The sequence below is a fragment of the Bradyrhizobium sp. S3.7.6 genome, assembly GCF_054061875.1.
The window spans coordinates 377,265-403,362 of sequence record NZ_JBSSEQ010000001.1; the positions used below are offsets into that span (position 1 = coordinate 377,265).

Below are 26,098 nucleotides of genomic sequence, written 5' to 3' on the forward strand. Positions count from 1 at the left end.
GGACGCACCCGCCATGATGAGCCAGGAGCAGAACGACCTGATCACCCGTACCGGTCCGAAGGACCCCTGCGGCAAGCTGATGCGGAGCTACTGGCAGCCGGCGGCGCTGGTCGACGAGCTGGAGGGCGCGCGCCCGATCCGTCCCGTCAAACTGCTCGGCGAGAATCTGGTGCTGTTCCGCGACGAGAGCGGACGCTACGGCCTGATCGACCGTCACTGCGCCCATCGCGGCGCCGACCTCGCCTTCGGACGTCTCGAACATGACGGCCTGCGCTGCGCCTTCCATGGCTGGCTGTTCGACGCCACCGGCCAGTGCATCGAGACGCCGGCCGAACCGAAGGATTCAAAACTCTGCCAGAACATCCGCCAGCGCTCCTATCCCGTGGTCGAGAAGAGCGGCATCCTCTGGGCTTATCTCGGCGAGGGTGAGCCGCCGGCGTTTCCGGAGCTCGACTGCTTTGTCGCGCCCGGCACGCACACTTTTGCGTTCAAGGGCCACATGGCCTGCAACTGGCTTCAGGCGCTGGAGGTCGGCATCGATCCCGCGCACGCCTCCTATCTGCACCGCTTCTTCGAGGACGAGGATACGTCGACGGCTTATGGCAAGCAGTTCCGCGGCGCCTCCGCCGGCTCTGATCTGCCGATGACAAAGATCCTGCGCGAATACGACCGGCCGATCATCAATGTCGAACACACCGAATATGGCCTGCGGCTGATCGCGCTGCGCGAGATCGACGAGGAGCGCACCCATGTGCGCGTCACCAACCAGCTCTTCCCGCACGGCTTCGTCATCCCCATGAGCACGGAAATGACGATCACGCAGTGGCACGTGCCGGTCGACGACGAGAACTGCTACTGGTACGCGATCTTCACCAGCTACACCAACCCGGTCGACAAGCAGAAGATGCGCGATCAGCGGCTCGAGCTCTATGAGCTGCCCGACTACAAGTCGCGCAAGAACCGCGGCAACGATTACGGCTTCGATCCGCACGAGCAGGCGACCGCGACCTACACCGGCATGGGCAACGACATCAACGTGCACGACCAGTGGGCGGTGGAATCGATGGGCGCGATCCAGGACCGCACCAAGGAGCATCTCGGCTCCAGCGACAAGGCGATCGTGCAGTACCGCCGCCTGCTACGGGCTGAGATCGAAAAGGTCGGCGGCGGCGAAAAGCCGATGCTGTTCCTGGACGAGAGCAGGGCGCGCAGCATCCAGGGACCGGCCACCATGGACGGCATCGGGCCGACCCAGGGTTGGGAGCTCTACTGGATGGAGGTCGACGTCAAGCGCCGCCGCGGCGCACCTTGGGCCGCGCCGGTGCCGAAGGAGATCGCGGACAACGTGCACCGGCTGACGGCGGCGGAGTGATAATGCCGTCAATCAGCGGCGGGCGCCACATACTTCACTGTCATGCCCCGCGAAGGCGGGGCATCCAGTACGCCGCGGCCTCTCGTGGACACGTCGCCGTCTCTGGAATACTGGATCGCCCGCCTTCGCGGGCGATGACAGCACGGACTGAAGGAGCAACCGAGTGACTTTCGTCGCGCGTCATGCGCTGTGGTCGGATGAGCAGAGGGACGCCGCAGCGCGCCTGCGCCGCATCGTCGAGGAAAAGAACCTCGAGGTCATCCGCCTCGCCTTCCCGGACCAGCACGGCATTTTGCGCGGCAAGACCATCATCGCCGCCGAGGCGATCGCCTCGCTGGAGAGCGGCTGCTCCATCACCACGACCATGCTCGCCAAGGACACCTCGCACCGCACGGTGTTTCCGGTGTTCACGTCAGGCGGCGGATTCGGCATGAAGGAGATGGAGGGCGCGGCCGACGTGTTGATGGTCGCCGACCCAACCACGTTCCGCGTGCTGCCATGGGCGCCCGCGACGGGCTGGGTGCTCTGCGATCTCTATTTTGGCGACGGCCGTCCCGTGCCGTTCGCGACCCGCGGCCTCTATCGCAAGGTGCTCGATGATCTCAGCGGCCGCGGCCACGATTTCGTCGCCGGCCTCGAGGTTGAATTCCACATCTTCAAGCTCGACGACGCGCATATGCGGCCCGAGGATGCCGGCCAGCCCGGCACGCCGCCGTCGGTGAGCCTGCTCAGCCACGGCTATCAATACCTCACCGAGCAGCGCTTCGATCAGATGGAGCCGGTGCTGGAGATCCTGCGCCGCGATATCGTCGCGCTCGGACTGCCCTTGCGCTCGGTCGAGGTCGAGTTCGGGCCGAGCCAGTGCGAATTCACCTTCGCGCCGAAGAAGGGGCTGGAGCCCGCCGACAACATGGTGCTGTTCCGCTCTGCCGTGAAGCAGATCGCGCGCCGCCACGGCTATCACGCCACCTTCATGTGTCGGCCGAAACTGCCGAATATGTTCGCGAGCGGCTGGCACCTGCACCAGTCGATCGTCTCGCGCGCGTCTGGCGAAAATCAGTTCATGACGAAGGACGGCAGCGAGCCGCTCAGCGCGTTCGGCCGGGCGTACCTTGCCGGCCTGCTCGACCACGCCCGCGCCTCGACCGTGTTCACCACCCCGACCATCAACGGCTACAAGCGCTACCGCTCCTATTCGCTGGCGCCGGACCGGGCGATCTGGGGCCGCGACAATCGCGGCGTGATGATCCGCGTGCTCGGCGGCGCCAATGATGCCGCAACGCGCTTGGAGAACCGCATCGGCGAGCCCGCCGCCAATCCCTATCTCTACATGGCCTCCCAGATTCTCTCGGGCCTCGACGGCGTCGACCGCAAGCTCGACCCCGGCCCGTCCGCCGACACGCCCTACGAGACCAAGGCGCCGCCGTTGCCGAAGAGCTTGCGCGATGCGGTCGCCGCGCTGAAGGACGATCCGTTCTTCCGCGAGAAGTTCGGGCCTGAGTTCGTCGACTACTACACCCACATCAAGAATGCCGAGATCGACCGCTTCCTGTCAGAGGTGACCGACTGGGAGCACCGCGAATATTTCGAGGTGTTTTGAGGGAGATACGTCTCACGCCCGCGTGAGGCAACTTCGTCCGGTCTGTTCCGACGACATCACGGCGCTCGCCGACGAAGCCATTTTCCCTGTCCCTCGAAAACGGCCGGAAAGACTGGGGGCCTAATATCCTGCATATGATCAACAGTGGAGTTCGATCATGTGGGTTCAATTGTTCAGCCTGATCTACCGCCTGTCCTGCCGGACCACCTTGGTTGAAATCGGCACCCACCACCTGGCGCGTTAGTCGCCGGCGCCAGCGATTTGGGTAAGACATATTGACCGGATAACCGGGCTTCTCAGGCGCAAGCTGGTTCACCAGCGATAGCCGAGCGTTGCGATGACGGTCAGCGGCGCGCCGCGGTAGCAGTAACCGACCTGGCACGTGGTGTAGTGCAGATTGAACAGGTTCTTGGCATTGACCTGGAACTGGAGGCCCTTCAGCTCCTTCATCGCCTGGCCAAAATCATATTTCAGCGCCGCGTCGATCAGGGTTACCGAGCTGTTCTTGAACGTGTTCGCATCATCGCCGTAGCTCCAGGACATGTAACGCGCGCCGCCACCGACGCTCAATCCTGCAAACGGTCCGGCCAGCGGCAGGGCGTAGTTCGCCCACAGCGTCGCGGTATGCGGGGGATTGCCCGAGGGAAACTTGCCAATCAGCGAGTCGTCAGCGGCCTGCTTGGTCACCATGTCGAGATAGGTGTACGACGAGGTGATGTCGAAACCACCGCCCAGGCTGGCAAGCGCCTGCAATTCGAAGCCGCGGCTTTGAATCTCGCCACGCTGGACCGTCACGCCCGTCCCCGTCGTGACCAGGCCGCCGTCCTGGGTCAAATCGAACACCGCCGCGGCAATGAAGCTCCTCGTGCCCTGCGGCTGGTACTTCACACCGACTTCGGTCTGCTTGCCGGTGGTCGGCTTGAAGAAGGCGCCCGACGGATCGACGCCGAGATTGGGAAAGAACGAGGTCGAATAGGCAACGTAAGGCGCAACACCGGAATCGAACACATAGGTCAGCCCGGCTCGCCCGCTATAGGCCTGATCGGACTGCGTCTGCCGCGTCAGCGCGAACAGATCCTCGCCCGTGGTGCTGACCCAGTCGCTGCGGCCGCTCAATGTCAGGATCCAGTGATCGAGCCTGGCCTGGTCCTGAACATACACGCCGGACTGGGTTTGCCGCTGGGCCGTCGAGGACGAGATCGCGGGATCGGGAATGGATTCCGGCGCGTAGACCGGCGCGGCCAGGTTGAGATCGGAGACGCCGAAGCCGAATCCCTGCTTGTCGTTGAACTTCGACGCGGTGTAGTCGGTGCCGACCAGGAGCGTGTGCTGCACGGGCCCGGTCGATAGCCTGGCCTCGACCTGGTTGTCCATAATGGCCGATTGCAGCGTGTCGTGGACGTAGCCGGTGTAGCGTGAGACGACATTGCCCACCGGCGCGCCGAGAAAGCCCACATAGCGGGTGACCGCGTCGACATCGACGTAGCGGAATTTCTGGCGGACGGTCACGGCGTTGTTGAACGCATGCTCGAACAGATAGCCCACGCGTCCCTGCTCCTGGTCGAGCGAATTGTAGGACGGGCTGCCCGTGAAGATGTCCGTGGCGGTGCCGGTGCCCGTGGAGTAGGTGAACATGGATCCGGGCGTCTTCGACTTCTGATAGGACCCGAGAATCGTCAGGGTCGTCGATTGATCCGGCTTCCAGGTGACGGCGGGCGCGATGTAGGTCCTGTTATCCTTGCCGCCGGGCACGAACACGTTCGCGTCACGCATCACGCCGGTCAGCCGATACGAAAACTGACCGTTGGCATCGACCGGACCCGAAAGATCGAAATTGCCCTGGACGCGATCGCGGTCGCCAAACACCGTTTGCACCTCGTGAAACGGCTGGCTGGTCGGCAGCTTGCTCGACAGATCGATCAGTCCGCCCGGCGAGCCGAGCCCGTAGAGTGCCGAGCTCGGCCCACGGACCACGGTGATGCTGTCGACCCCATAAGGCTCGGTCTTGAACACGCTGAGACCTGCTCCGACGAGGCGCAATCCGTCGAGATAAACGCCGTTATAAGTGATGTCGAAGCCGCGGATCGCGATCGCGTCGAAACGCGGATCGTAGCCTGAAGCATCGATGCGGACGCCGGGTTCATAGCCAACTGCCTCCGTCAGCGTCTGGACGGCGCGGTCGTTGAGTTCCTTGCGCGTCACGACCGAGATCGACTGCGGCGTCTCGAGCAACGGCGTGTTGGTCTTGGTACCCGCCGAGCTGCTGTCTGCAACATAGCTGCTCTCGCTCGACGCGTTGGCGCGACCGGCACCGGCCTCGCGCGCGCCCGAATTTCTGGCTGGCGCGGGCCCGGCATTGCGTTGCGTCGCGATGCGGCCGCGCGACGACTGCGAAGCTCGCTGAGCGGGCTGGGTGCGCGGACGCGCCTGGATCGGTGCCTCCACCGTGACGGGAGGCAATGTCGCCGCCGTCGACGTTGCATTGGTCCCGGAGGTCTGTGCGACCGACGGCGTTGCGTGCAGGACTATTCCCAGGCCGGCCGCTCCCAGACCAGTTCTCGCCATCCGTTCCCAGCCGAGCATCCGCCCGTCGTTGCGCGTCATTGTCTTCCCCGAGTTCCGTGTTCGAACAACCCGGGAGTAACCAGATCGAGGCGCACACCGCCTTTGCGCGCGCGCAAATCACCTTTGATCGCACGTGGAGGCGTTCAAGTTTACTGACAGTGGCTCGGCGAATAGCCGAAGTGCCTGCGGAATGCCGTCGCGAAATTGGCCGGATGGGCATAGCCGACCCGAAAGGCCGCCTCGGTGACCGACAACCGTTGATGAATCAGAAGGTCACGTGCGGCATCGAGTCGGCGGGCCCGCAAATAGTCGATCGCGCTCTCGCCATACGCCATCTGGAATTTCTGGTTGAAGGACCGGCGGCTCAGCCCCGCATTCCGCGCCAGTTCGTCGATGCTCCAGGGATAAGCGAGATCGGCATCCATGCGCGCCTTGACCGATTGCAACCGCACCCGCTGGAGGTCGGCTGCAGGATCGAGCGCGATCCCGCGCTTGCCGAACAAGGCGTGGACCACGATCTCGGCGGCATGCGCCGACAGCAGCAATTGCGTCGCGTTTCCGGCCACCGGTGGCGAGAACATTTCTGCCGCGAGGGCCTGCACACGCGGAGACGCCGTGACAGAGACGATGGCCGTGCCCAACGCGTCGGTCTTGAACAGCGCCCGAACCTCGTCGCCGAGTCCAAGCCCGTCGATGGAGGCTTGCGGAAGCGCCAGGCCGATCGCGGGACGTTCGCCGCAGCGAACCGAGCCTCCTACGGCGACGGATTCGCGCACGGCAATCGCCGTCATCTGCCCTGCACCGGTTGTGCGCGTCAGAATGCCGCGGCCTGCGCCTTCATCGAGCGCAACGGAGATGAACAAGCCCGGCCCTACGATCGCTGGCCGATCGGGATCGGCGCGAAACTCACCTCTGATGAACACACAGCCCGGGAAATCCAGCCACTGAGGCGCTGTCGAAGCGCCTCGCTGTGCGGAGCCGATGATGTCGTCGTCAGGCCGTCCGGCAATTTGATTGTAAAAGTCCTGCATCGAATCCGCTACGCCGCGACATTGGCGGCTGGCGGCAACGCACTCAAGACCTCTGCGCGCAGTTTGGAGAGCTTCGAAACTGACGTCCTCGACGAGGTTCTGCGCGCGCGGCGATCCTGCACGGCAGTCAGATCCAGGAGCGCGTCAGATGCCCAGATATTTGTGCTGGAGATCCGGCTCGGCCATCAGCTCGACGGACGTGCCGCTCCACACCGTCTTGCCGCGCTCGATGATGTAGTGGCGGTCGCAGATGCGGGCGAGGTGGTCGACGTTCTTGTCGACGACCAGGATCGACTGTCCCCGGCTCTTCAGCAGCGACAGGCAATTCCAGATTTCTTCGCGGATCAGCGGCGCAAGGCCTTCGGTCGCTTCGTCCAGGATCAGCAGTTTCGGATTCGTCATCAACGCGCGGCCAATCGCGAGCATCTGCTGCTCGCCGCCGGAGAGCTGGTTGCCCATGTTGGAGGCACGTTCGGCGAGGCGCGGAAACATCACGTAGATCGCGGCGAGCGTCCAGGGATTGGGGCTAGCGAAGCGATCGGCCGCGGCCGCCACCAGGTTTTCGCGCACGGTGAGGTTCGGGAAGATCTGGCGCCCCTCAGGAACGAGACCGACGCCGAGTTTTGCAATTCTGTAGGATGGAAGCTGCCGCACTTCTGCGCCGGCGAAGCGGATCGTGCCTGATCGTGCCGGTGTCAGGCCCATGATGGAGCGGATGGTGGTCGTCTTGCCCATGCCGTTGCGGCCCATCAGCGAGACCATCTCGCCCGGCTTGATCGACAGCGACAGGCCGAACAGCACCTGGGAGAGGCCGTAGCAGGTCTCGATGCCGTCGACGTTGAGCAGCGTGTCAGCCATCGCCTTTTCAGACATGGTGCGTCACCACGTGCTGGTCGCCGAGATAGGCGCGCTTGACGTCCTCGTTGGCGCGGATCGCGGCCGGATCGCCCGAGGCGATGACGCGGCCATAGACCAGCACCGAGATGCGGTCGGCCAGCGCGAACACCGCCGGCATATCGTGCTCGACCAGCACGATCGAGACTTCCTTCCGCAGCTCCTGAAGCAGTTGCACCATGCGCTGGGATTCGGTGACGCCAAGACCCGCCATCGGCTCGTCCAGCAGCAGCAGCTTCGGCTTGCTCGCGAGCGCGACCGCGAGTTCGATCTGGCGGCGCTCGCCATGGCTGAGCCTGGACACCAGGACATCGGCGCGATGGCCGAGCCCGACGCGGTCGAGCGCGGCATGGGCGGCATCGCGCAGGCCCTTCTCCTTGCGCGCATTGGCGAAGAAGCGGAACGAGTGGCCTGCATGCGCCTGCGCCGCCAGCGCGACATTGTCGGCGGCGGTGAAGTCGAGCAGCAGCGAGGTGATCTGGAACGAACGGGCGAGCCCCAGCGCGCAGCGGCGATAGGCCGGCAGATAGGTGATGTCGCGACCGCCGAGCGAGACGCTGCCGGAATGCGGTTCGAGGTGCCCTGTGAGCTGACTAATCAGCGTGGTCTTGCCGGCACCGTTCGGGCCGATGATGGCGTGCAACTCGCCGCTAGCTACGTCGAGCGAGACGTTGTCCGTCGCAACGATGCCGCCGAAGCGGCGCACCAGTTTTTCGACGCGGAGCAGCGGTTCAGCCACGATTGAGCCTCCCGAGCAGGCCCATGATGCCGCCGCGGCCGAACAGCACGATCAGCAGCAAGAGCGGGCCCATGATCAGCGCCCAGTATTCGGTGATCTGCGACAGGAATTCTTCCAGCAGCAAAAACACCACCGCGCCCATCACCGGGCCGAACAGCGTGCCCATGCCCCCCAGGATCACCATCACCATGAGGTCGCCGGAGCGGGTCCAGTACATCACGGCCGGGCTGATGAAATCGGTGTTGTTGGCGAGCAGTGCGCCGGCAAGGCCGCACATCATACCGGAGATGACGAAGCAGACGAGCTGGTAGCGTTTTGCCGGAAAGCCGATCGCCTGCATCCGCTGCTCGTTGGAGCGCAGGCCCTGCAAGACGAGCCCGAAGCGCGAATTGGTGATGCGCCAGATCAGGACGATCACGGCGAACAGGCAGGCGAGGCAGAGATAATAGAACTGCGTGCGGTTCGACAGGTTGATCAGGCCGGAGAAGTCGCTGCGCTTGTAGACGGTGAGACCGTCGTCGCCGCCGTAACGCGCGAGGCCCGAGGCGACATAATAGGCCATCTGCGCGAAGGCCAGCGTGATCATGATGAAGTAGACGCCACGCGTACGAAGGGAGAGCGCGCCGATCACCAGGGCGTAGATCGCGGAAGCTGCGAGTGCGACCGGGAACTGGATGAAGCCGCTTCCGACGCCTTCCTGCGCGAGCATGCCGACCGCGTAGCCGCCGATGCCGAGATAGGCGGCGTGGCCGAAGCTCATCATGCCGCCAAAACCCATGATGAGGTTGAGGCTCGCGGCCGCCAGCGCCAGGATGACGATGCGGGTAAACAGCGTCAGGATGAAGATGTTGCCGGACAGCTGCGAATAGAGCGGCAGCAGCACGAGGCCCGCCAGCATCAGGGCCGTGACGGCCTTGCTCACAGTGAAAGCCTTCATCGACGGTTGGCCGGAAACAGCCCCTCCGGGCGCACCACCAGCACGATCGCCATCAGCAGATAGATCAGCATGGACGACAGTGCGGGCGCGGCGGTGGAGGCGGCGGCGCCGCTCAGCACCTGCCGCAACAGGTTGGGCAGGAAGGCGCGGCCGAGCGTGTCGATCATGCCGACGAAGATCGCGGCGAGGAACGCGCCACGGATCGAGCCGATGCCGCCGATCACGATGATGACGAAGGCGAGGATCAGGATGTTCTCGCCCATGCCGATCTGCACGGTGAGGATCGGCGCCTGCATCAGGCCGGCGAGGCCGGCGAGCGCGGCGCCCAGGCCGAACACCAGCGTATAGAGCAGCTTGATGTTGATGCCGAGCGCACCGATCATCTCGCGGTTGGAGGCGCCGGCGCGGATCAGCATGCCGATGCGGGTGCGCATCACGCCGAGATAGAGCAGCAGCGCGACCAGCAGCGCCACCACGATGATGGCGAGACGATAAGCGGGATAGTGGATGCCGGGCAGGATCGGCACCGGCACCGTGAGCCAGGCCGGCAGCGGCAGCGCAAGCCCGGCCGGACCCCAGATCAGCCGCACGGCTTCATTGAAGAACAGGATCAGGCCGAAGGTCGCGAGCACGTGGTCGAGATGGTCGCGCCCGTAGAGATGCCGCAGCGCCGACATCTCCAGCACGATGCCGAGCACCAGAGTCGCGCCGAGCGCCAGCAGCGCACCGAGCAGGAAGCTGCCGGTCCAGGCCGCAAAGGTCGCGGCGAAATAGGCGCCCATCATGTAGAGCGAGCCGTGCGCGAGGTTGACGAGATCCATGATCCCGAACACCAGCGTCAGGCCGGCGGCGAGCAGGAACAGGAGCAGGCCGAACTGCAATCCGTTCAAGAACTGTTCGACGACGAGCAGCATCAAAACTCTTTCAGGCGCACGCGGTGTCGCGCCGATGTTCGAACACGGTCGCCATCAGTGAAAGAGCTCCCCCTGCCTCTTCAAGGCGGAAAAATGGGTAATGGCAGTATCGTTCCGAGGCAAGAGCGATTCAACACCAGACATGCACTTTGTTGCATGCCGGTGCATGCGATCGAAATTGGCCTTGCAAGAAGGCTGCCGCACAGGATGGGTCAACCTGCCGCACCCAAACGATCGCCCTCCCCCAGGCATGCCTGGGAGAGGGCGCGAAGGTCGACGGAAGTAGGAGAAGGCGTCTAGTGCGACGTCATCTGCCGGGGGAGATCATCCGGCTCGGCCAGCACGCTGTTGGCCGTCGAGGCTTCCAGCGCCGCCATACGGAACAGATAGGCGAGCGTTGCCAATCCGGTGTCTTCCGCCATCTGCGCCAGCTCGAGCGCCATGTCGGACATGTAGCCGAGATTCTCGTCCTTGGTCTGCGCCATGATCTGGCTGTCCCGCATCATGTTCGACATTTCAGGCGCTCTTTCGTTGTGCGGCAGCAAGGCCGCAGAGGTTGGCACGGGCGACGGCGTCCAGACGCGGGCCGTCTTGTTGTACGATCGAATCCATGCCGATGCGATCATGCAGGGCATCGAGGGTCTCGCGGCGAATGTCGATGGTCGCCGCCATGGTCCAGGCGTTCTCCACCAGCGCGGGCAGACCAAGCGGCGTCACGACGAAGCCGGCCTCATGGAAGCGCGGCAGCCACCAGGTCTCCATGATCGCGCTGACCTGCGCGATTCCCTGATCGAGGCAGAACTCCTGCACCGCTGCCATCAGTTGCAGGTTGAGAGTGCCGTCGCGGCGATCGCGCACGACAAAGTAGCGCGACCATTCCCAGACCAGCGGATTCGCAGGGCAGCCGCGAACCGATGCCAGATGCGGGAAGACCTCGCTCATCATCGAGGGTTTGGTGGTGGGGTAGAGCCGGTGACCGCCGACGACGCGCCGGCCTTCCAGCGCGAGCAGATAGACGGTGTCCTCGTCGTCGTAGGAATCGACCTCGCGGCAATCAGGCCGGCGCAGCGTCTCCCAGTGCCGCTCCTCGACGAAGATGTCGTGGCGTAGTCGGAAGTGCTGCTCGAGTACGTCTTCGTAAAGGTGGCGATTGACCGAAGAAATTGCGTGAATCATGAAAACCCCCATTCAGCCGGAATGAGGGGCAGCCTCTGCGAAAAGAGGCAGGTTCGATATTGGGAAATTTCCCAGTACGTCGCTTAGGGATTGATGAGCTTGTTGCGAATCGCCAGTGCAACCGCATGCGTACGGTTGACGGCGCCGAGTTTGCGCGCGGCGGTTGCAAGATGCTCTTCTGCGGTGCGCTGCGTGATGTGCAGGATCTCGCCGATCTCCCAGGCCGACTTGCCCTGCGAGGCCCAGGCGATCACCTCGCGCTCTCGCGGGGTGAGACGCGTCGACAGATGCGGCGCCGGATCCAGCAGGCGGCGAATATGGTCGAAGCCATACATTGCCATCAGGTGCAGTGCCGGCTTGCTGCGGGGATTGAGGTCGAGATGGACGCCGCCGAGCGACACCGCCGCCTCGTAGCCGGTGAGCCCGTGGATCGGCACGATGAAGCCGCGCGACATGCGAAAATCGCCGGCGCGGTTCATCACCTCGGCCGCGCTCGGCTCGAGCTCGGCATCATAGGGCGCTTCCGACCACTCGAACGGATTGACCGATTGCCGGCACAGCCGCACCACGGGGTCGACGCGGTCGTAATTGTTCTGGGTGTAGAGATTGAACCATCCTGCCGGCCAGCGCTTGGCGAGCACCATCTGCGCGAACCGCTGATCGGGATTCGGCAACCCCGTCACGATGATGGTCTCGAAGCCGAAGCGACCGAACGCCGCCTCAAGCGCATTCATGGCGTCCGGTACCTTGCGATAGGTCCCCAGGCCTTCGATGAAGTCGAGCGCTTCCCGGCCATAATCTACGGCGTCTACGGCGGACATCGGTGCGTTTCCTGAGCCTCGCCGTCGGTATAGCACGTATTTGGGAGCTGCCTCAATTCGCTGCTTCCGTAGTTTACCGGCCCTCGTCTGCACCCGAGATTTAATCTACTTGTGGAGGAAGTGACGTCAAGTTACACCTATGGCGTCTGAAGCGGGAAAATCACGATGGAAGACGAGGACATCGCCCTCAACAGCGTGCTCGGCCTGGAACTCAACCGCGTGTTTTTCGCCGTCCGCGAAACGGCAAACAAGCAGAAGATCATCGAGTACGCGCGCGAAGTGCTGCAGCGCGAACGCGCGGAGCGGCCCGGCAGCGCGTCGCCCGAGAGCCCGGCGAGCTAGAACGCGGTTACAGGTGAGGCATACGTTCTGCGCGAGCGGCGCCCTTCCATTCGAACGTGCCGATTTTGGCCGAAACATTCTGACTGCGAAGTTAATCAGCAATTGTTGCCGGTGAGCGAGCTGCGCTCTTACCCTCCCCTGGAGGGGGAGGGTGAAGCGCCGCCCGCTCCGTCGCACACTTGCCGCTGGATGACATCACGGCTCTCGTGAGATGATCGCCACCACGATCCTCTTTGGGATGCCCACGACATGATGACGCTGCGCCAGGTTGAAGTGATCCGTGCCGTGATGGTGACGGGTACCATCGGCGGCGCGGCGAAGCTGCTCAACGTGTCGGCGCCGGGGATCAGCCGGCTGGTCAAATACACCGAGCGCACGCTCGGCATCCGCTTCTTCCAGCGCCAGAACGGGCGCTATTTCCCGACGCCGGAAGCCGAGAACATCTTTGAGCAGATCAACGGCGTCTACAAGAAGGTCGACGACCTCTCCGAGCTCATCTCCAAGATCGGCCGCGGCGGTTTGTCGGAATTGCGCATCGGCTCGGTGCCGAGCATCTCCCAGGTGATGGTGCCGCGCGCGATCGAGCGCGTCCGGCGCCGCTATCCCGATCTCGGCATCGACATCAACATCCTCAAGCTCGAGGAAGCCATCGACTACCTCCTGCTCGGCCGCGGCGAGTGCGTGGCGATGAGCTACCGGCTCGAGCATTCCGGGCTCGACTTCATGCCGCTCGCCTCGGGTGAGCTCTATTGCATCGTGCCGCCGGGTCACGAGCTTGCCGGCCGCAAGCAGGTCTCGGCCGCCGAGATCACCCGCTATCCGCTGATCGGCATCGATCCCAACGATCCCTACGGCCGGATCATGGCCGGGATCTTTGCGCGCCACCGGCTCGACTACAACATCACGATCCGCGCGCGCTTCGGCACCACGGTGTGTGCGCTGGTGAAGGCGGGGCTCGGCATCGCCATCATCGACCAGTTCACGGTGGCCCATGGCGGCTATCCGGGAATCGAGCTGTTGAAGATCACCGAGCCGACGCGGTTCGAGACCTATATCGCGGTGAAGCGCGGCGCGCCGCTGTCGCTCCATGTCGAGTATTTCATCGAGTCCCTGCGCGCCGAGATGCGCGCGGTGGAGCCGTCCCGCAGCGAGGGCAACGCCGCCCCGGCACGCGCGCGGAAGAAATAACATTATGTTAGGTTTGCCCAATAAATGGGTAATTGTGTTAGGCACGGGAAAGGCTATCGTCGCAACTGGAAGCCCCCTTGGAATTGTGCGGATTTCCCCGCTAATGGCCAGGACCCAACGCTCCCAACGAGACGATAGCCAACCATGTCCAAGCGCGGATACGCCGCCAGCAAGAAGCTTCTCACCGGCCTAATCGGGGCGCCGATCGCGCATTCCGCCTCCCCTGCCATGCACGAGCGGGCCGCCGAGGCGCTCGGCCTGCGCGGTCACTACCAGCTCATCGAGGTCGCCGGCGCCGATGCGGCCGGGCTCCGCATGATGCTCGAGGGCGTGCGGCGGCTCGGCTTTGCCGGCGTCAACGTGACTTACCCTTACAAGGAAGCGGTGGTCCCGCTGCTCGACGAGCTGGCGCCGGGCGCGGCCGCCATGGGCGCGGTCAACACCGTCGTCGTCAGGGACGGCCGGCTGATCGGCCACAACACCGACACGACCGGGTTTGCGCGCGCGGTCGCGCCGCTGTTGGCACCGTCCGGAAATGCAGTCGCCGTGATCGGAACGGGCGGCGTCGGCAAGGCAATCGCCTTTGCGCTGGCGAGCCTGAAGGTCTCCGGCCTCCGCATTTTCGACAGCGAGACGGCGCGCGCCGAAAAGCTCGCTTCATTGCTTGCCAGGCACGGCGGCGCCACGGTGGCGAAAAGCGTCGAGGACGCGCTCGATGGCGCAACCGGCCTCGTCAACGGCACGCCGGTCGGCATGCTGCCGAACCGGGGCATGCCGGTCCCGGCGGCCTTGCTGCACGAGAAAATGTGGGTCGCGGACGCCGTCTATTCGCCGCTGATCACGCCGCTGCTGGCGGCGGCACAGGCCAAGGGCGCGCGGATCATGACCGGGCGGGAGCTCGCGATCTACCAGGCCGCTGACGCCTTCGAATTGTTCACCGGCCTTGCCCCATCGACCGAGGTCATGGGAGAGGCATTTGACGAGGTGATGGCGGCACGAAGCGCGGCCTACCACGCCGCGTAACCGAAGCGGCCGGACACAAGGCCGCGGACAACATCAACGAAAAATGGGAGGAGTGACCATGAAATCGACCCTAGTGGCAGGCGCCTTGCTTGCCTTCGCGACTGCAACCAGCGTCCATGCGCAGGCGATCAAGCTCGCCGACGTCGCCGAGCTCTCGGGCGGCGGCGCCACCGTCGGCACCAACTGGAAGAACGGCATCGACCTCGCGATCGAGGAGATCAACGCCAAGGGCGGCGTGCTCGGACGCAAGCTGGAGGTCACCCATGCCGATTCGCAGTCCAACCCCGGCGTTGCCCGCGCCCAGGTGCAGAAGGCGCTCGACGCCGAGCCCTATGTGCTGCTCGGGCCCGGCTATTCCGGCTCGGTCAAGGTGACGGCGCCGCTCGCGGCCGAGGCCGGCATCGCTCAGATCATGGGCGGCGAAGCCGCCGAGCTGACGCAAGCCGGCAACAAGTTCCTGTTCCGCACCTCGTTCGGCCAGCAATCGTCGATGCCGAAGGTCGCAAAGTACATCCACGACGACATGAAGGCGAAGACGGTCGCGGTGGTCTGGGTCAACAACGACTTCGGCCGTGGCGGACGCGACGTCGTCGTGAAGGAACTCGACCGGCTTGGTTCCAAGGTGGTCGCCGATCTCTCGACTGAAGCGGGACAAGCCGACTTCGCCGCCGACGTCGGTAAGATCAAGGCCGCCAATCCCGACGCCGTGTTCGTCTACCTGAATGAAGAAGAGAGCGCGCGCATCCTGAAAGAGCTGAAGCGCCAGGGCGTCACCGCGCCGCTGATGGGCGAGACCACGCTGATCGGCCAGAAGGTGATCGAGCTCGCCGGCGATGCCGCCAACGGCGCGCGCGGCCATGTCGGCCTCACCACGGACGCACCGGTCGACCTGATCAAGGCGTTCCGCGACAAGTTCGCCAAGAAGTACAATTACGTGCCCGACCATAACGGCCTGAAGGGCTATCTCGCCGTCTACATGGTGAAAGCCACCACCGAGAAGATGGGGAAGGTCGACAGCAAGGCGTTCGCCGACACGCTGCACGGCCTGACCATCAAGGCCGCGGACGAGCCGGGCATCCTGATGGACGTCACCTTCAGCGAGACCGGCGACATCGACCGGCAGAGCTTTCTGGTCGAGGTGGTCGAAGGCAAGCAGGTGGTGAAGCAGGTGCTGCCGAAGGTGAAGTGACGATCTTCGCTCTCCCCGCGCCCGTCCCGCCGAAGCTTCAGCGAAGGCGGATGCGGCGAGAGATCTCTCCTCTCCTCTCCCTCTCCCCGCTCTTCGCGGGGAGAGGGGCGGGGTGAGGGGTGATTCTGCAAGGACGGTGAGAGATGGGCTCGCGGATAGTGCCCCTCACCCCGCCCTCTCCCCGTAAGAACGGGGCGAGGGAGACGACAGCGCTGGGCGAGGGACAGGAGAGGGGAAAATGTCCAATCTGTTCGATCTTCTGGTCGCGGGACTAGCCACTGGCGCGATCTATGCGCTGGTCGCGGTCGGCTTCACGCTGCTGTGGCAGACCTCGCAGACCATCAATTTCGCGCAAGGCGAGTTCGTGATGCTGCCGGCGTTCCTGATGCTGGCGGCGATGCATGCCGGCGCGCCGTTCTGGCTTGCGATCATCCTCGGCATCCTGCTCTCGATGCTCCTGCTGGGCCTCGCCTTCAAGATGCTGCTGGTCGATCCGATGATGCGCCATGGCGTGCTGCCGCTGGCGATCGCGACGATGGCGCTCGCGATCGGCATCAAGGAGGCCGTGAAGCAGTTCTTCAGCGCGGAGGCCTCGCCCTTCCCATCGATCGTGCCGACCGGTGATATCTCCATTCTCGGACATGCCGTCTCGCTGCAAAGCATCGGCGTCCTCGTCCTCGCCATTCTTGCCGTCTTCGGCCTGACGAGCCTTCTCAACCGCACGTCGCTCGGTCACCAGATGCAGGCGGCGGCGCAGAACCCGACGGTGGCGCGCATCATCGGCGTCCCGGTCGAGCGCATGATCCTGCTGACGTTCCTGATCAACGCCTTCCTGGTCGCGCTGGCGTCGCTTTTGATTACACCGATCTACCTCGCAAAATTCTCCTCCGGCGAAGTGCTGGGCCAGGCCGCCTTCATCGCCGCGATCGTCGGCGGCTTCAACCAGGTGCGCGGCGCCATCGCCGGCGGCCTCCTGATCGGCGTGCTCGACAATCTCGCAGCCGCCTATGTCTCGACGCAGTACCGCGCCGCCGTTCCGATGATCTTCCTGATCGCCGTCATCCTGTTCCGGCCGCAGGGCTTGCTCGGCCGCGCCGAGGAGCGCACCGTATGAGCGGCTTCGCCAAACCGTTGAAGATCGCGCTCGGCCTCATCGTCATTGCCGGCCTGATCATCGTCCCCATGAACTTCAACCGCTACGGCCTGTTCATCCTGAGCCAGTGGGCGGTGATGAGCATCGCCGCGATGGGGCTCAATTTGACACTCGGCTATGCCGGCCAGGTCTCGCTGGCGCAAGGCGCCTTCGTCGGGATCGGCGCCTATGCGGCAGCGATCATGACGACCCATGGCTGGCCGCTGCCGGCGGCGATCGTGGTCGCGATTGCCTTGAGCTTCGCGGTCGGCTGGGTGCTCGGCTATCCCGCGCTGCGCGTGCAGCACCATTACCTCGCCTTCGTCACCCTCGCCTTCTCCACCCTCGCCTTCCTGGTGTTCCGCAACGAAAGCTGGCTCACCGGCGGCATCTACGGCATCTCCAACATTCCCCGGCCGCACATCTTCGGCATCGCGACCAACAAGCCGCTGCCGTTCTATTATGTCTGCCTCGGCTCGCTTGCGATCGTGTCGCTCGCGGTGTGGTGGCTGATCCGCTCGCCCTGGGGCCGCGCCTTCATGGCATTGCGCGAAAATCCGCTGCGCGCGCAGTCGCTCGGCGTCGACACAAGGCGCTATACGCTGATGGCCTTCGCGATCGGCTCGGCGCTCGGCGGCGTTGCCGGCGCGCTGTATGCGCCGCTGACGCAATATATCGATCCCGTGCCGTTCAACCTGTCGCTCTCGCTCGACCTCTTGATGATGGTGATCGTCGGCGGTGCCGGCTTCTACTTCGGCCCCTTCCTCGGCGCGATGATCGCGGTGCTGTTGCCGGAATGGCTGCGCTTCACGGAAGGGTATTATCTGATGCTCTACGCGGTCGCGGTGATGCTGCTGTTGATCTGGTCGCCGACCGGCATTCTGGGAATTCTCGATCGCTATCTCGCCGAGCGCCGCACCAAGGCGGCCTCCGCGCTGCGGGCCGTGGCAAAGTCCCGGCTGGAGACGGTGCAATGAGCGCGGTCCTGGAAGTCACCGGCATCAAGAAGAATTTCGGCGGCATCAGCGCGGTCGACGGCGTCTCATTCGACGTCCGCGAGGGCGAGATCCTCGGCCTGATCGGCCCGAACGGCTGCGGCAAGTCGACCCTGTTCAACTGCATCCTCGGCCAGCTCACACCATCAGGCGGCGAGGTCAAGCTCGACGGCAAGGTGGTCACGGGCCTGCGTCCTGCCGAGCTCAACAAGCTCGGGGTCAGCCGCACCTTCCAGCTCCTGCAGGTCTTCCCAAAGCTCTCGGTGCGCGAGAACCTGATCCTCGCAGGGCAGGAGCACCAGGGCAATATGGCCTCGCGCCTGGTCGGCCGCTCCGATGCCGGGTTGACCGAGGTCGCCAACCAGATGATCGGCTTCTTCAAGCTCGACCATCTCGCCGACGAGCCGGCCGGCGGGCTCTCCTATGGCCAGCAAAAACTGCTCGATGCCGCGATGGCCTTCATGGGCGGCCCGCGCCTCGTCCTGCTCGACGAGCCCGCCGGCGGCGTCAACCCGTCGATGCTGTCGGACCTGAAGGACCGCCTGGTCGCGATCAACCGCGAGAAGAACGCCACCTTCGTCGTGATCGAGCACAACATGGAATTCGTGATGTCGCTGTGCTCGCGCGTGATGGTGATGGCGGAGGGCAAGGTGCTGGCGATGGGGCGGCCGGACGAAGTGCGGAAAAATCCCGCCGTGATCGAAGCCTATCTCGGACATTAGGAAGCCATCATGAGCGACCCGATCCTCTCGGTTCACAATCTCGTCGGCGGCTACGGCAAGATGACGATCCTGAACGGCACCACCTTCGCCGTGCCGCAGGCCACCATCACCACCATCATCGGTCCCAACGGGGCCGGCAAGTCGACGGTGTTCAAGGCGATCTTCGGCCTGTTGAAGCTGCGCGAAGGCAAGATCAGCTTTGCCGGCCGTGACGTCACCAATCTAAGTCAGCGCGCGCTGCTCAATGCCGGCATCTGCTACGTGCCACAGGGCCGCAACATCTTTCCCGAACTGTCGGTGCGCCACAATATCGAGCTCGGCGGAGTCTCCGCCGGCAAGGGCATCGACCTGCCCGCACGCATCGAAGCCGCACTCGACCTGTTTCCCGCGCTGCGCCGCAAGTCGGCGCAGCAGGCCTCCACGCTCTCCGGCGGCGAGCAGAAGCAGCTTGAGATCGCGCGCTCGCTACTGCTCGAGCCAAAGCTCGTGCTGATCGACGAGCCCTCGATCGGCCTGTCGCCGCTGATGGTGCAGCAGACCTTCGACATCCTGAAGAGCTTGCGCGACCGCGGCGTCACGATCCTGATGATCGAGCAGAACGCGCGCTCGGCGCTGGAGATTTCCGACATCGGCATCGTGCTCGAGCTCGGCCAGACTCGCATGGTCGACAGCGCGAAACGCATTTTGAACGATCCGCGCATCGGCCAGCTCTTTCTCGGCGGCGCCATGGAGGACAACGCAGCATGAACAAGCGCTCGATCGCGACCGTCTCGCTCTCAGGCAGCCTGGACGAAAAGCTCCGCGCCATCGCATCAGCCGGGTTCGACTCGGTCGAAATCTTCGAGAACGATCTGCTGTCGTTCGGCTCCGGCCCGCGCGAGGTGGCGCAGCTGTGCAAGGACCTCAATCTCGAGATTTGCGCATTCCAGCCGTTCCGCGATTTCGAGGGCATGCCGGAGCCGCAGCGGACACGCAACTTTGCCCGCGCCGAGCGCAAGTTCGACCTGATGCAGGAGCTCGGCACCGACCTCCTGCTGATCTGCTCCAACGTCTCGCCCGCCTCGCTCGGCGGCATCGATCGCGCCGCGGACGATTTTCGCGAGCTAGGCGAGCGCGCGGCCAAGCGCGGCTTGCGCGTCGGCTATGAGGCGCTGGCCTGGGGCCGCCATGTCAACGACTACCGCGATGCCTGGGAGATCGTGCGGCGCGCCGATCATCCCGCGATCGGCGTCATCCTCGACAGTTTTCACGCGCTCGCGCCCGGCTTTCCGGTACGCGCCATGGCCTCGATCCCCGGCGACAAGATCTTTCTGGTGCAGCTCGCGGATGCGCCAAAGCTCGAGCTCGACATCCTCTCATGGAGCCGGCACTTCCGCTCCTTCCCCGGCCAGGGCGACCTCCCGGTCGGCGAGTTCATGCAGGCGATCGCGGCGACCGGCTATGCCGGGCCGCTGTCGCTCGAAATCTTCAACGACCAGTTCCGTGCCGGCTCGGCCGCGCAGACCGCGGTCGACGGCCTGCGTTCGCTGATCCTGCTGGAGGACCAGCTTGCACCGGATTGGCCGAAGCTTGCCGGCGAGCCGCTGGCGCCGAAGGCCAAGAGCCACGGCACCGGCTTCATCGAGTTTGCCGTCAACGAGACCAAGGCGGTCGACCTCGCCCGCCTGTTCGCGCAGCTCGGCTTCCGCAGGACGGGCAAGCATCGCAGCAAGGCCGTGGAGCGCTGGTCGCAGGGCAAGGTCGAGCTCGTGATCAATTGCGAGACCGACGGCTTTGCGCATTCGCATTACGTCACGCACGGCCCCGGCGTCTGCGCGATTGCGCTCGACGTCGACAATGCCGGTCTTGCCATGCAGCGCGCCGAAGCGCTGAAGACGCGCACCTTCTACCAGCCGGTCGGGCCGGGCGAGCTGGAGATTCCCGCGATCCATGGCGTCGGCGGCAGCCTGCTCTATTTCCTCGATCAGGCCGGCAAGAACTGGGACACCGATTTCGAGCCGGTCGCAAGTGACGCGAACGCCGACGCCCTGCTTGCCGTCGATCACATCGCGCAGTCGATGCCCTACGACGAGATGCTGTCCTGGCTGCTGTTCTACACTGGCATCCTCGACCTGAAGCGGCTGCCGCAGATGGAGATCGCCGACCCGCGTGGCCTCGTGCAGAGCCAGGCGGTCATCAACGCCGACCAGAGCCTGCGCTTCGTGCTCAACGGCTCATCCGCCAACCGCACCCTGCCGGCGCGCTTCATCTCGGAGTTCTTCGGCTCGGGCGTGCAGCACGTGGCGTTCTCCTGCCGGGACATTTTCGCGACGGTCGCCGCGATGCGCAAGCGTGGCGCGGATTTCCTGGATATCCCTGACAATTACTACGACGACATCGAAGCCAAATATGACCTCGCGCCCGACCTGATGGCGCAGCTGCGCGCCAACCACATCCTCTACGACCGCGAAGGCGACGGCGAGTTCTTCCAAGTCTACACCCACATCTTCGATGAGCGCTTCTTCTTCGAGATCGTGGAGCGACGGGACTATCAGGGATTCGGCGCAGCCAATGCCGGGATCAGGCTCGCGGCGCAGGCCCGCGAGGTAAGACCTGCGAGCATGCCGCGGGTGTAGGTCTTCGCCTCTCCGCGCCTGCGGGGAGAGGCCGGAATTTGCGGCAGCAAATTCCGGATGAGGGGGACTCTCCGAGAGTCATATGTCCCCCAGGAGCAACGCTCTCTCAACACGTCATTGCGAGCGCAGCGAAGCAATCCAGAGTCCCTCCGCGGAGACAGTCTGGATTGCTTCGCTGCGCTCGCAATGACGATGTGGGGACTATCGAGGAATACAACGACCTCCGTCCCCGCGGAGACTCCCCCTCACCCTGACCCTCTCCCCGCAGACGGGGAGAGGGGAAAAGGCATCAGCTCACTTCATCGCACACTTGTCGTGGAATCGATCCTGGTCGTTTTCCACGATCGTCGCGACCGTCTTCAGCGAGAGCTGGCCTTCGCCGTCCTTGACCACGTCCTGGAGATAGAAGCTCTGCACCGGGATGTGGTTCTTGCCGTATTTGAACGGGCCGCGCAGCGACTTGAAGTTGGCCTTCTCCATCTCGGCCTTCATCGCGTCCTTCTTGCTGGTGTCGCCCTTCACCGCGACCACCGCGCTGTTGATGAGCTGGGCCGCGTCATAGGCCTGGGCGCCGTAATAGGTCGGGCGCAGATTGGGGTACTTCTTGCGGTAGTCGGCGACGAAGCGCTTGTTCTGCTCGTTCGGGAGGTCGTTGACCCATTCCTGCGCGCCGGGAACGCCGAGCGCGTTCTCCTTCTGGAGCGGCAGCGACAGCTCGTCGACCGTGAAGGCGGTGTAGAGCGGCATCGTGCTCTTCAGGCCGGCCTGCGCATATTGATTGAGGAACTGCACGCCGGCCGCACCGGGATAGAACACGAAGATCGACTCGGCGCCCGAGGCGCGCGCCTTGGAGAGCTCGGCGGAGAAATCAAGCTGGCTCGGCCAGACCGTGTATTCCTCGCCCTTGACCTCACCCTTGAACGTGCTCTTCAGGCCTGCGAGCATGTCCTTGCCGGCCGCGTAGTTCGGCCCGATCAGGAACACGCTCTTGACGCCCTTCTGGTTCATGTAGAGGCCCATGGCGGCCGGCGTCTGGTCGTTCTGCCAGGAGGTCGAGAACACGTAAGGCGAGCACAGCTCGCCGGCGAGCTGCGACGGACCGGCATTGGCCGAGATCAGGAAGGTCTGCGAGTCCACCGCGGTCTTGAGCGAGGCCAAGAGCACGTTCGACCAGATGTAGCCGACGATGAAATCGACCTTGTCGGACTGCACCAGCTTCTCGGTCTTCTGCTTGCCGACATCGGGCTTCTGCCCGTCGTCCTCGTAGATCACCTCAACCGGCTTGCCGTCCATCTTGCGGCCGATGTGGTCGAGCGCGAGCTCGAAGGAATTGCGCATGTCGTTGCCGATCACGGCGGTCGGGCCGCTGAAGGTCGAAACGAAGCCGATCTTGATGGTGTCGCCGGCGAAAGCCTGATTTGCCAGCACCAGCGCCGCTGCGCCCGCCAGCCAGAATGCCGTCCTCATAACCACTCCCCTCCTTATTATTGATCCCGGAAACGGGGTGATCGCCGCCCCGGGTCTGTCTCTATTGAACGCAAAATCTGTCGCGCCGCCAATGGCTCAGCGCCCGCCCCTGCACCATATTTCGCCCCAATCGAGGATGGCAAGAAATATAATTCTACTCACTTCGACCAAGGCTGCGGCGCTTTTTCGCGGGATGACGATACGCCCGGCCTATGCCGCGATTGATGACGGCTATTGGACTACGGCGCCCAATGCGCACTTAGATGAAGGAGAGCAGCAGCGAGATTCGAGGGTGTATCATGGCCGCAAATCCCCACCGCGTCGTCATCGTCGGAGCCGGCTTCGGCGGGCTGGAGGCGACCTACCGGCTTGCGGGCGCGCCGGTCGAGATCACGCTGATCGACCGCCGCAACCATCACCTGTTCCAGCCGCTGCTCTACCAGGTCGCGACCGCCTCGCTCGCGACCAGCGAAATCGCCTGGCCGGTCCGGCACCTGATGCGCGACCGGCGCGAGGTGACGACCCTGTTTGCGACGGTGAGCGGCGTCGATGCCGACCGGCGCTGCGTGCTGATCGACGACGGCAGCGAGGTGCCCTACGACACGCTGGTGCTCGCCACCGGCGCCCGCCATGCCTATTTCGGCCATGACGAGTGGGAGCAGTTCGCCCCCGGCCTGAAGACGCTCGAAGACGCGACCACGCTGCGCCGTCACATCCTGGTGGCATTCGAGCGCGCCGAGCGCGAGACCGATCCGGCCAAACGCGCGGCGCGGCTGACCTTCGTCATCGTCGGCGCCGGCCCCACCGGCGTCGAACTCGCCGGCACCATCGCCGAAATGGCGCACCACACGCTCCCCGCCGACTTCCGCAACATCGACACCCACAAGGCACGCGTGGTGCTGATCGAGGCCGGACCGCGCGTGCTCGCAGGCTTCCCCGATGATCTCTCGGCCTATGCGCAGGCCTCGCTGGAAAAGATCGGCGTCGAGGTCGTGCTGGGCCAGGCCGTCACCGAGATCAACCGTGAGGGCGTCGTGTTCGGCGGAAAGCTGCTCGAAGCAAAGACGCGGATCTGGGCCGCCGGCGTGCGCGCCTCGCCCGCCGCCGAATGGCTGGGCGCACCAAGCGATCGCGCCGGGCGCGTGGAGGTCCAAGACGATCTGACGATACCTGGTCATCCCGAAATCTTTGCGATCGGCGACACCGTTGTGATCAATGCCTGGGAGGGGAAGCCGGTGCCCGGCATCGCTCCGGCCGCCAAGCAGCAGGGCCGGCACGTCGCCGAAACCATCAAGACGCGCCTGCGTGGCGAGAATAAAGGTGCATTCCGCTACAAGCACTCCGGTAGCCTCGCACAGATCGGCAAGCGGCTCGCCGTGATCGATTTCGGCAAGGTCAAACTGCGCGGCACGATCGCATGGTGGATCTGGGGCATCGCCCACATCTACTTCCTGATCGGCCTGCGCCACCGCCTCAGCGTCGCCCTGAGCTGGCTCTGGATCTACGCCCGCGACCAGCGCGCGGCGAGGTTGATCACGCAGGGAAGTAGCAAGGTGGCGTAGATCTTTCTTCCTTCTCCCCTTGTGGGAGAAGGTGGCATAGGCGGCCTTCGGCCGCCGTTCTCAAGAACGCCGAAGCAAAGCTTCGGTTATGGCGCCGGATGAGGGGTTCTCTCCACTCGCACGACCATTCGTGAGGAGAGAGACCCCTCACCCGGCTTCGCTTCGCGAAGCCACCCTCTCCCACAAGGGGCGAGGGTGCAGCAGCGCTCGTAGCTATCTTTTACTTCACCAGCTCACATCCGCCCTCCGCGAGCGGCCTAAACGCCTGATCCGCGGGAATCGTCGAGACCAGCTTGTAATAGTCGTACGGATATTTCGACTCCTCCGGCTTCTTCACCTCGAACAGATACATGGGATGCACGACGCGGCCGTCCTGGCGGATCGTGGTGTCGCCGAACAGCTTGTCCTTACCCCTGAACTTCTTCATCGCGGGCACGGCGTCCTTCGCATTGTCGCTGCCGGTTGCGGCGACCGCGTTCAGATAAGCGAGCGTCGAGGCATAGACGCCGGCCTGGTTGCCGCTCGGCATCTTGCCGTTCATGCCGGGCCGCGCCGCAAATCGCTTGGCGAAGGCGCGGGTATCGTCGTTCATGTCCCAGTAAAACGCTTCCATGAGCTGGAGGCCCTGCGCGACCTTGATGCCCATGCCATGGACGTCGTTGATGAAGAGCAGGAAGGCGACGAGCTTCTGCCCGCCTTGCTGGATGCCGAACTCGGCAGCCTGCTTCACCGCGTTGATGGTGTCGCCGCCGGCATTGGCGAGGCCGATCACCTGCGCTTTCGAGCCCTGCGCCTGCAACAGGAAGGAGGCGAAATCGGAGGTGCCGAGCGGATGTTTCGAGGAGCCAAGCACCTTGCCGCCATGCGCCTCGATGTATTTCTGCGCCTCCGCCTCGATGCCCTTGCCGAGCGCATAGTCGACCGTGAGGAAATACCAGTCCTTGCCGCCGCGCGCCATCATCGCCGCCGCGGTGGTGTTGCCGGTCGCCCAGGCATCGTTGACCCATTGGATCGTATTGGGCGAGCAGGCCTTGCCGGTGAGATCCGAGCTCGCCGTGGACGACGCCAGGAAGGTCATGCGGCTGTCGCGCAGCAGCGTGTTGATGGAGAGGCCGACGGCCGAATTCGGCACGTCGACGATGGCATCGACACCCTCGACATCGAGCCATTTGCGCGCGATCGCGTTGCCGACATCGGCCTTGTTCTGGTGGTCGGCATAGACGATCTCGACCTTGATGCCTTTGCCGCCGCCGTTGAAATCCTCGGCGGCCATGCGCGCGGCCTCGACCGAGCCCATGCCGTTGGTGTCCTGGAAGATGCCCGAGATGTCGTTGAGCACGCCGACGCGCACGACATTGTCGGAGATCTCGGCGCTCGCCGCGCCGCTCATCAGGCTCGCCGCCAGCGCGAGAGTCCATTTCAGGTGTTTCATCGTTCCCTCCCCTTTGTGTGTCGCGCCGGTCGCCGCCGGCTCGTTCTGGAATCAGACCTGCCGTTCCGGCAATCTCAGCACCAGCCCGTCGAGCGCGGGCGTGATCATGATCTGGCAGGCCAGCCGGCTGTTCGGCAGCCGCTCGGCGGCGGTGCCGTCGAGCAGCGCGTCTTCGTCATCAGCCATCGCGGGCAGGCGCGCGAGCCAGGCTGCGTCGATATAGACGTGGCAGGTCGCACACATGGCATTGCCACCGCACTCGGCCAGGATACCGTCGAGACCATGGCGGGTCGCGGCCTGCATGGCGCTTTCGTCGCCTGAAGTTTCGACACGATCGAACTTGCCGTCGACATGGATGAAAGTGATGGCTGGCATCGAGGCT

Annotated in this window: 24 protein-coding genes; 12 read left to right on the top strand and 12 right to left on the bottom strand. The window is 64.4% G+C overall.

The features are described 5' to 3' along the window. Positions 1-13 precede the first annotated feature (13 nt). Both ACVJ5M_RS01885 and ACVJ5M_RS01890 read left to right on the top strand, forming a co-directional pair. A complete protein-coding gene (locus tag ACVJ5M_RS01885) occupies positions 14-1,372 on the top strand; it encodes an aromatic ring-hydroxylating dioxygenase subunit alpha (RefSeq protein ID WP_063979898.1) in 1,359 nt (452 codons plus the stop codon). A gap of 163 nt (positions 1,373-1,535) precedes the next feature. Further along, on the top strand, positions 1,536-2,972 hold the full coding sequence (locus tag ACVJ5M_RS01890; RefSeq protein ID WP_063979899.1) for a glutamine synthetase family protein: 1,437 nt from the start codon (positions 1,536-1,538) through the stop codon (positions 2,970-2,972). Positions 2,973-3,284: 312 nt separating this feature from the next. On the opposite strand, the gene ACVJ5M_RS01895 is transcribed toward ACVJ5M_RS01890, so the two are convergent. The 9 genes from ACVJ5M_RS01895 to ACVJ5M_RS01935 all read right to left on the bottom strand — a co-directional run bounded on the left by ACVJ5M_RS01895 (position 3,285) and on the right by ACVJ5M_RS01935 (position 12,049). Continuing rightward, positions 3,285-5,576 carry a TonB-dependent siderophore receptor gene (locus ACVJ5M_RS01895; protein ID WP_084794898.1) on the bottom strand — a complete coding sequence of 764 codons (2,292 nt, stop codon included), beginning with the start codon at positions 5,574-5,576 and terminating at the stop codon, positions 3,285-3,287. 110 nt (positions 5,577-5,686) lie between these two features. Beyond that, positions 5,687-6,400: a helix-turn-helix transcriptional regulator gene (locus ACVJ5M_RS01900; RefSeq protein ID WP_245328506.1), complete on the bottom strand. Its 714-nt coding sequence runs from the start codon at positions 6,398-6,400 to the stop codon at positions 5,687-5,689. A 312-nt stretch (positions 6,401-6,712) separates the two neighbouring features. Then, entirely contained in the window at positions 6,713-7,441 is a 729-nt protein-coding gene (locus tag ACVJ5M_RS01905) for an ABC transporter ATP-binding protein (protein WP_063979901.1), read from the bottom strand. Beyond that, complete coding sequence (locus ACVJ5M_RS01910) at positions 7,434-8,201, bottom strand: ABC transporter ATP-binding protein (RefSeq protein ID WP_063979902.1); 768 nt, start codon at positions 8,199-8,201, stop codon at positions 7,434-7,436. The genes ACVJ5M_RS01905 and ACVJ5M_RS01910 overlap by 8 nt, the downstream gene beginning before the upstream one ends. Then, positions 8,194-9,138, bottom strand: a complete 945-nt coding sequence (locus tag ACVJ5M_RS01915; protein ID WP_063979903.1) for a branched-chain amino acid ABC transporter permease — start codon at positions 9,136-9,138, stop codon at positions 8,194-8,196. The genes ACVJ5M_RS01910 and ACVJ5M_RS01915 overlap by 8 nt, the downstream gene beginning before the upstream one ends. Then, positions 9,135-10,052 carry a branched-chain amino acid ABC transporter permease gene (locus ACVJ5M_RS01920; protein ID WP_008143427.1) on the bottom strand — a complete coding sequence of 306 codons (918 nt, stop codon included), beginning with the start codon at positions 10,050-10,052 and terminating at the stop codon, positions 9,135-9,137. The genes ACVJ5M_RS01915 and ACVJ5M_RS01920 overlap by 4 nt, the downstream gene beginning before the upstream one ends. Positions 10,053-10,348: 296 nt before the next feature. After that, positions 10,349-10,567: a hypothetical protein gene (locus tag ACVJ5M_RS01925; protein WP_008540920.1), complete on the bottom strand. Its 219-nt coding sequence runs from the start codon at positions 10,565-10,567 to the stop codon at positions 10,349-10,351. 1 nt (position 10,568) lies between these two features. Next, positions 10,569-11,228, bottom strand: coding sequence for an acyl-homoserine-lactone synthase (locus tag ACVJ5M_RS01930; RefSeq protein WP_063979904.1), 660 nt, complete (start codon positions 11,226-11,228; stop codon positions 10,569-10,571). Positions 11,229-11,311: 83 nt separating this feature from the next. Further along, on the bottom strand, positions 11,312-12,049 hold the full coding sequence (locus ACVJ5M_RS01935) for a helix-turn-helix transcriptional regulator (RefSeq protein ID WP_063979905.1): 738 nt from the start codon (positions 12,047-12,049) through the stop codon (positions 11,312-11,314). 165 nt (positions 12,050-12,214) lie between these two features. Between ACVJ5M_RS01935 and ACVJ5M_RS01940 the strand changes: the two genes are divergently transcribed. The 9 genes from ACVJ5M_RS01940 to ACVJ5M_RS01980 all read left to right on the top strand — a co-directional run bounded on the left by ACVJ5M_RS01940 (position 12,215) and on the right by ACVJ5M_RS01980 (position 21,255). Beyond that, entirely contained in the window at positions 12,215-12,391 is a 177-nt protein-coding gene (locus ACVJ5M_RS01940; protein ID WP_014491261.1) for a hypothetical protein, read from the top strand. A 249-nt stretch (positions 12,392-12,640) separates the two neighbouring features. Then, a complete protein-coding gene (locus ACVJ5M_RS01945; protein ID WP_063979906.1) occupies positions 12,641-13,579 on the top strand; it encodes a LysR family transcriptional regulator in 939 nt (312 codons plus the stop codon). Between the two features lie 144 nt (positions 13,580-13,723). Then, complete coding sequence (locus ACVJ5M_RS01950; protein ID WP_063979907.1) at positions 13,724-14,602, top strand: shikimate dehydrogenase; 879 nt, start codon at positions 13,724-13,726, stop codon at positions 14,600-14,602. Between the two features lie 58 nt (positions 14,603-14,660). Further along, complete coding sequence (locus ACVJ5M_RS01955; protein ID WP_063979908.1) at positions 14,661-15,791, top strand: ABC transporter substrate-binding protein; 1,131 nt, start codon at positions 14,661-14,663, stop codon at positions 15,789-15,791. Positions 15,792-16,029: 238 nt separating this feature from the next. Further along, positions 16,030-16,905: a branched-chain amino acid ABC transporter permease gene (locus ACVJ5M_RS01960; RefSeq protein WP_063979909.1), complete on the top strand. Its 876-nt coding sequence runs from the start codon at positions 16,030-16,032 to the stop codon at positions 16,903-16,905. Continuing rightward, a complete protein-coding gene (locus ACVJ5M_RS01965) occupies positions 16,902-17,900 on the top strand; it encodes a branched-chain amino acid ABC transporter permease (RefSeq protein WP_071909113.1) in 999 nt (332 codons plus the stop codon). The genes ACVJ5M_RS01960 and ACVJ5M_RS01965 overlap by 4 nt, the downstream gene beginning before the upstream one ends. Then, entirely contained in the window at positions 17,897-18,640 is a 744-nt protein-coding gene (locus tag ACVJ5M_RS01970; protein WP_063979911.1) for an ABC transporter ATP-binding protein, read from the top strand. Before ACVJ5M_RS01965 ends, ACVJ5M_RS01970 begins: the two co-directional genes overlap by 4 nt. Positions 18,641-18,649: 9 nt before the next feature. Continuing rightward, on the top strand, positions 18,650-19,387 hold the full coding sequence (locus tag ACVJ5M_RS01975) for an ABC transporter ATP-binding protein (protein WP_063979912.1): 738 nt from the start codon (positions 18,650-18,652) through the stop codon (positions 19,385-19,387). Beyond that, positions 19,384-21,255 carry a bifunctional sugar phosphate isomerase/epimerase/4-hydroxyphenylpyruvate dioxygenase family protein gene (locus ACVJ5M_RS01980; protein ID WP_063979913.1) on the top strand — a complete coding sequence of 624 codons (1,872 nt, stop codon included), beginning with the start codon at positions 19,384-19,386 and terminating at the stop codon, positions 21,253-21,255. Before ACVJ5M_RS01975 ends, ACVJ5M_RS01980 begins: the two co-directional genes overlap by 4 nt. A 294-nt stretch (positions 21,256-21,549) precedes the next feature. Here the strand turns inward: ACVJ5M_RS01980 and ACVJ5M_RS01985 are convergent, their stop codons facing one another. Then, entirely contained in the window at positions 21,550-22,722 is a 1,173-nt protein-coding gene (locus ACVJ5M_RS01985; RefSeq protein WP_028148067.1) for an ABC transporter substrate-binding protein, read from the bottom strand. Positions 22,723-23,021: 299 nt separating this feature from the next. Between ACVJ5M_RS01985 and ACVJ5M_RS01990 the strand changes: the two genes are divergently transcribed. After that, a complete protein-coding gene (locus tag ACVJ5M_RS01990; protein ID WP_063979914.1) occupies positions 23,022-24,284 on the top strand; it encodes an NAD(P)/FAD-dependent oxidoreductase in 1,263 nt (420 codons plus the stop codon). Positions 24,285-24,504: 220 nt separating this feature from the next. Here ACVJ5M_RS01990 and ACVJ5M_RS01995 read toward each other — a convergent pair whose 3' ends face one another. Continuing rightward, positions 24,505-25,716, bottom strand: a complete 1,212-nt coding sequence (locus ACVJ5M_RS01995; RefSeq protein ID WP_063979937.1) for an ABC transporter substrate-binding protein — start codon at positions 25,714-25,716, stop codon at positions 24,505-24,507. Between the two features lie 51 nt (positions 25,717-25,767). After that, positions 25,768-26,091 (bottom strand): 2Fe-2S iron-sulfur cluster-binding protein, encoded by a 324-nt coding sequence (locus ACVJ5M_RS02000; protein WP_063979938.1) that lies wholly within the window; start codon positions 26,089-26,091, stop codon positions 25,768-25,770. Positions 26,092-26,098: the final 7 nt, after the last annotated feature.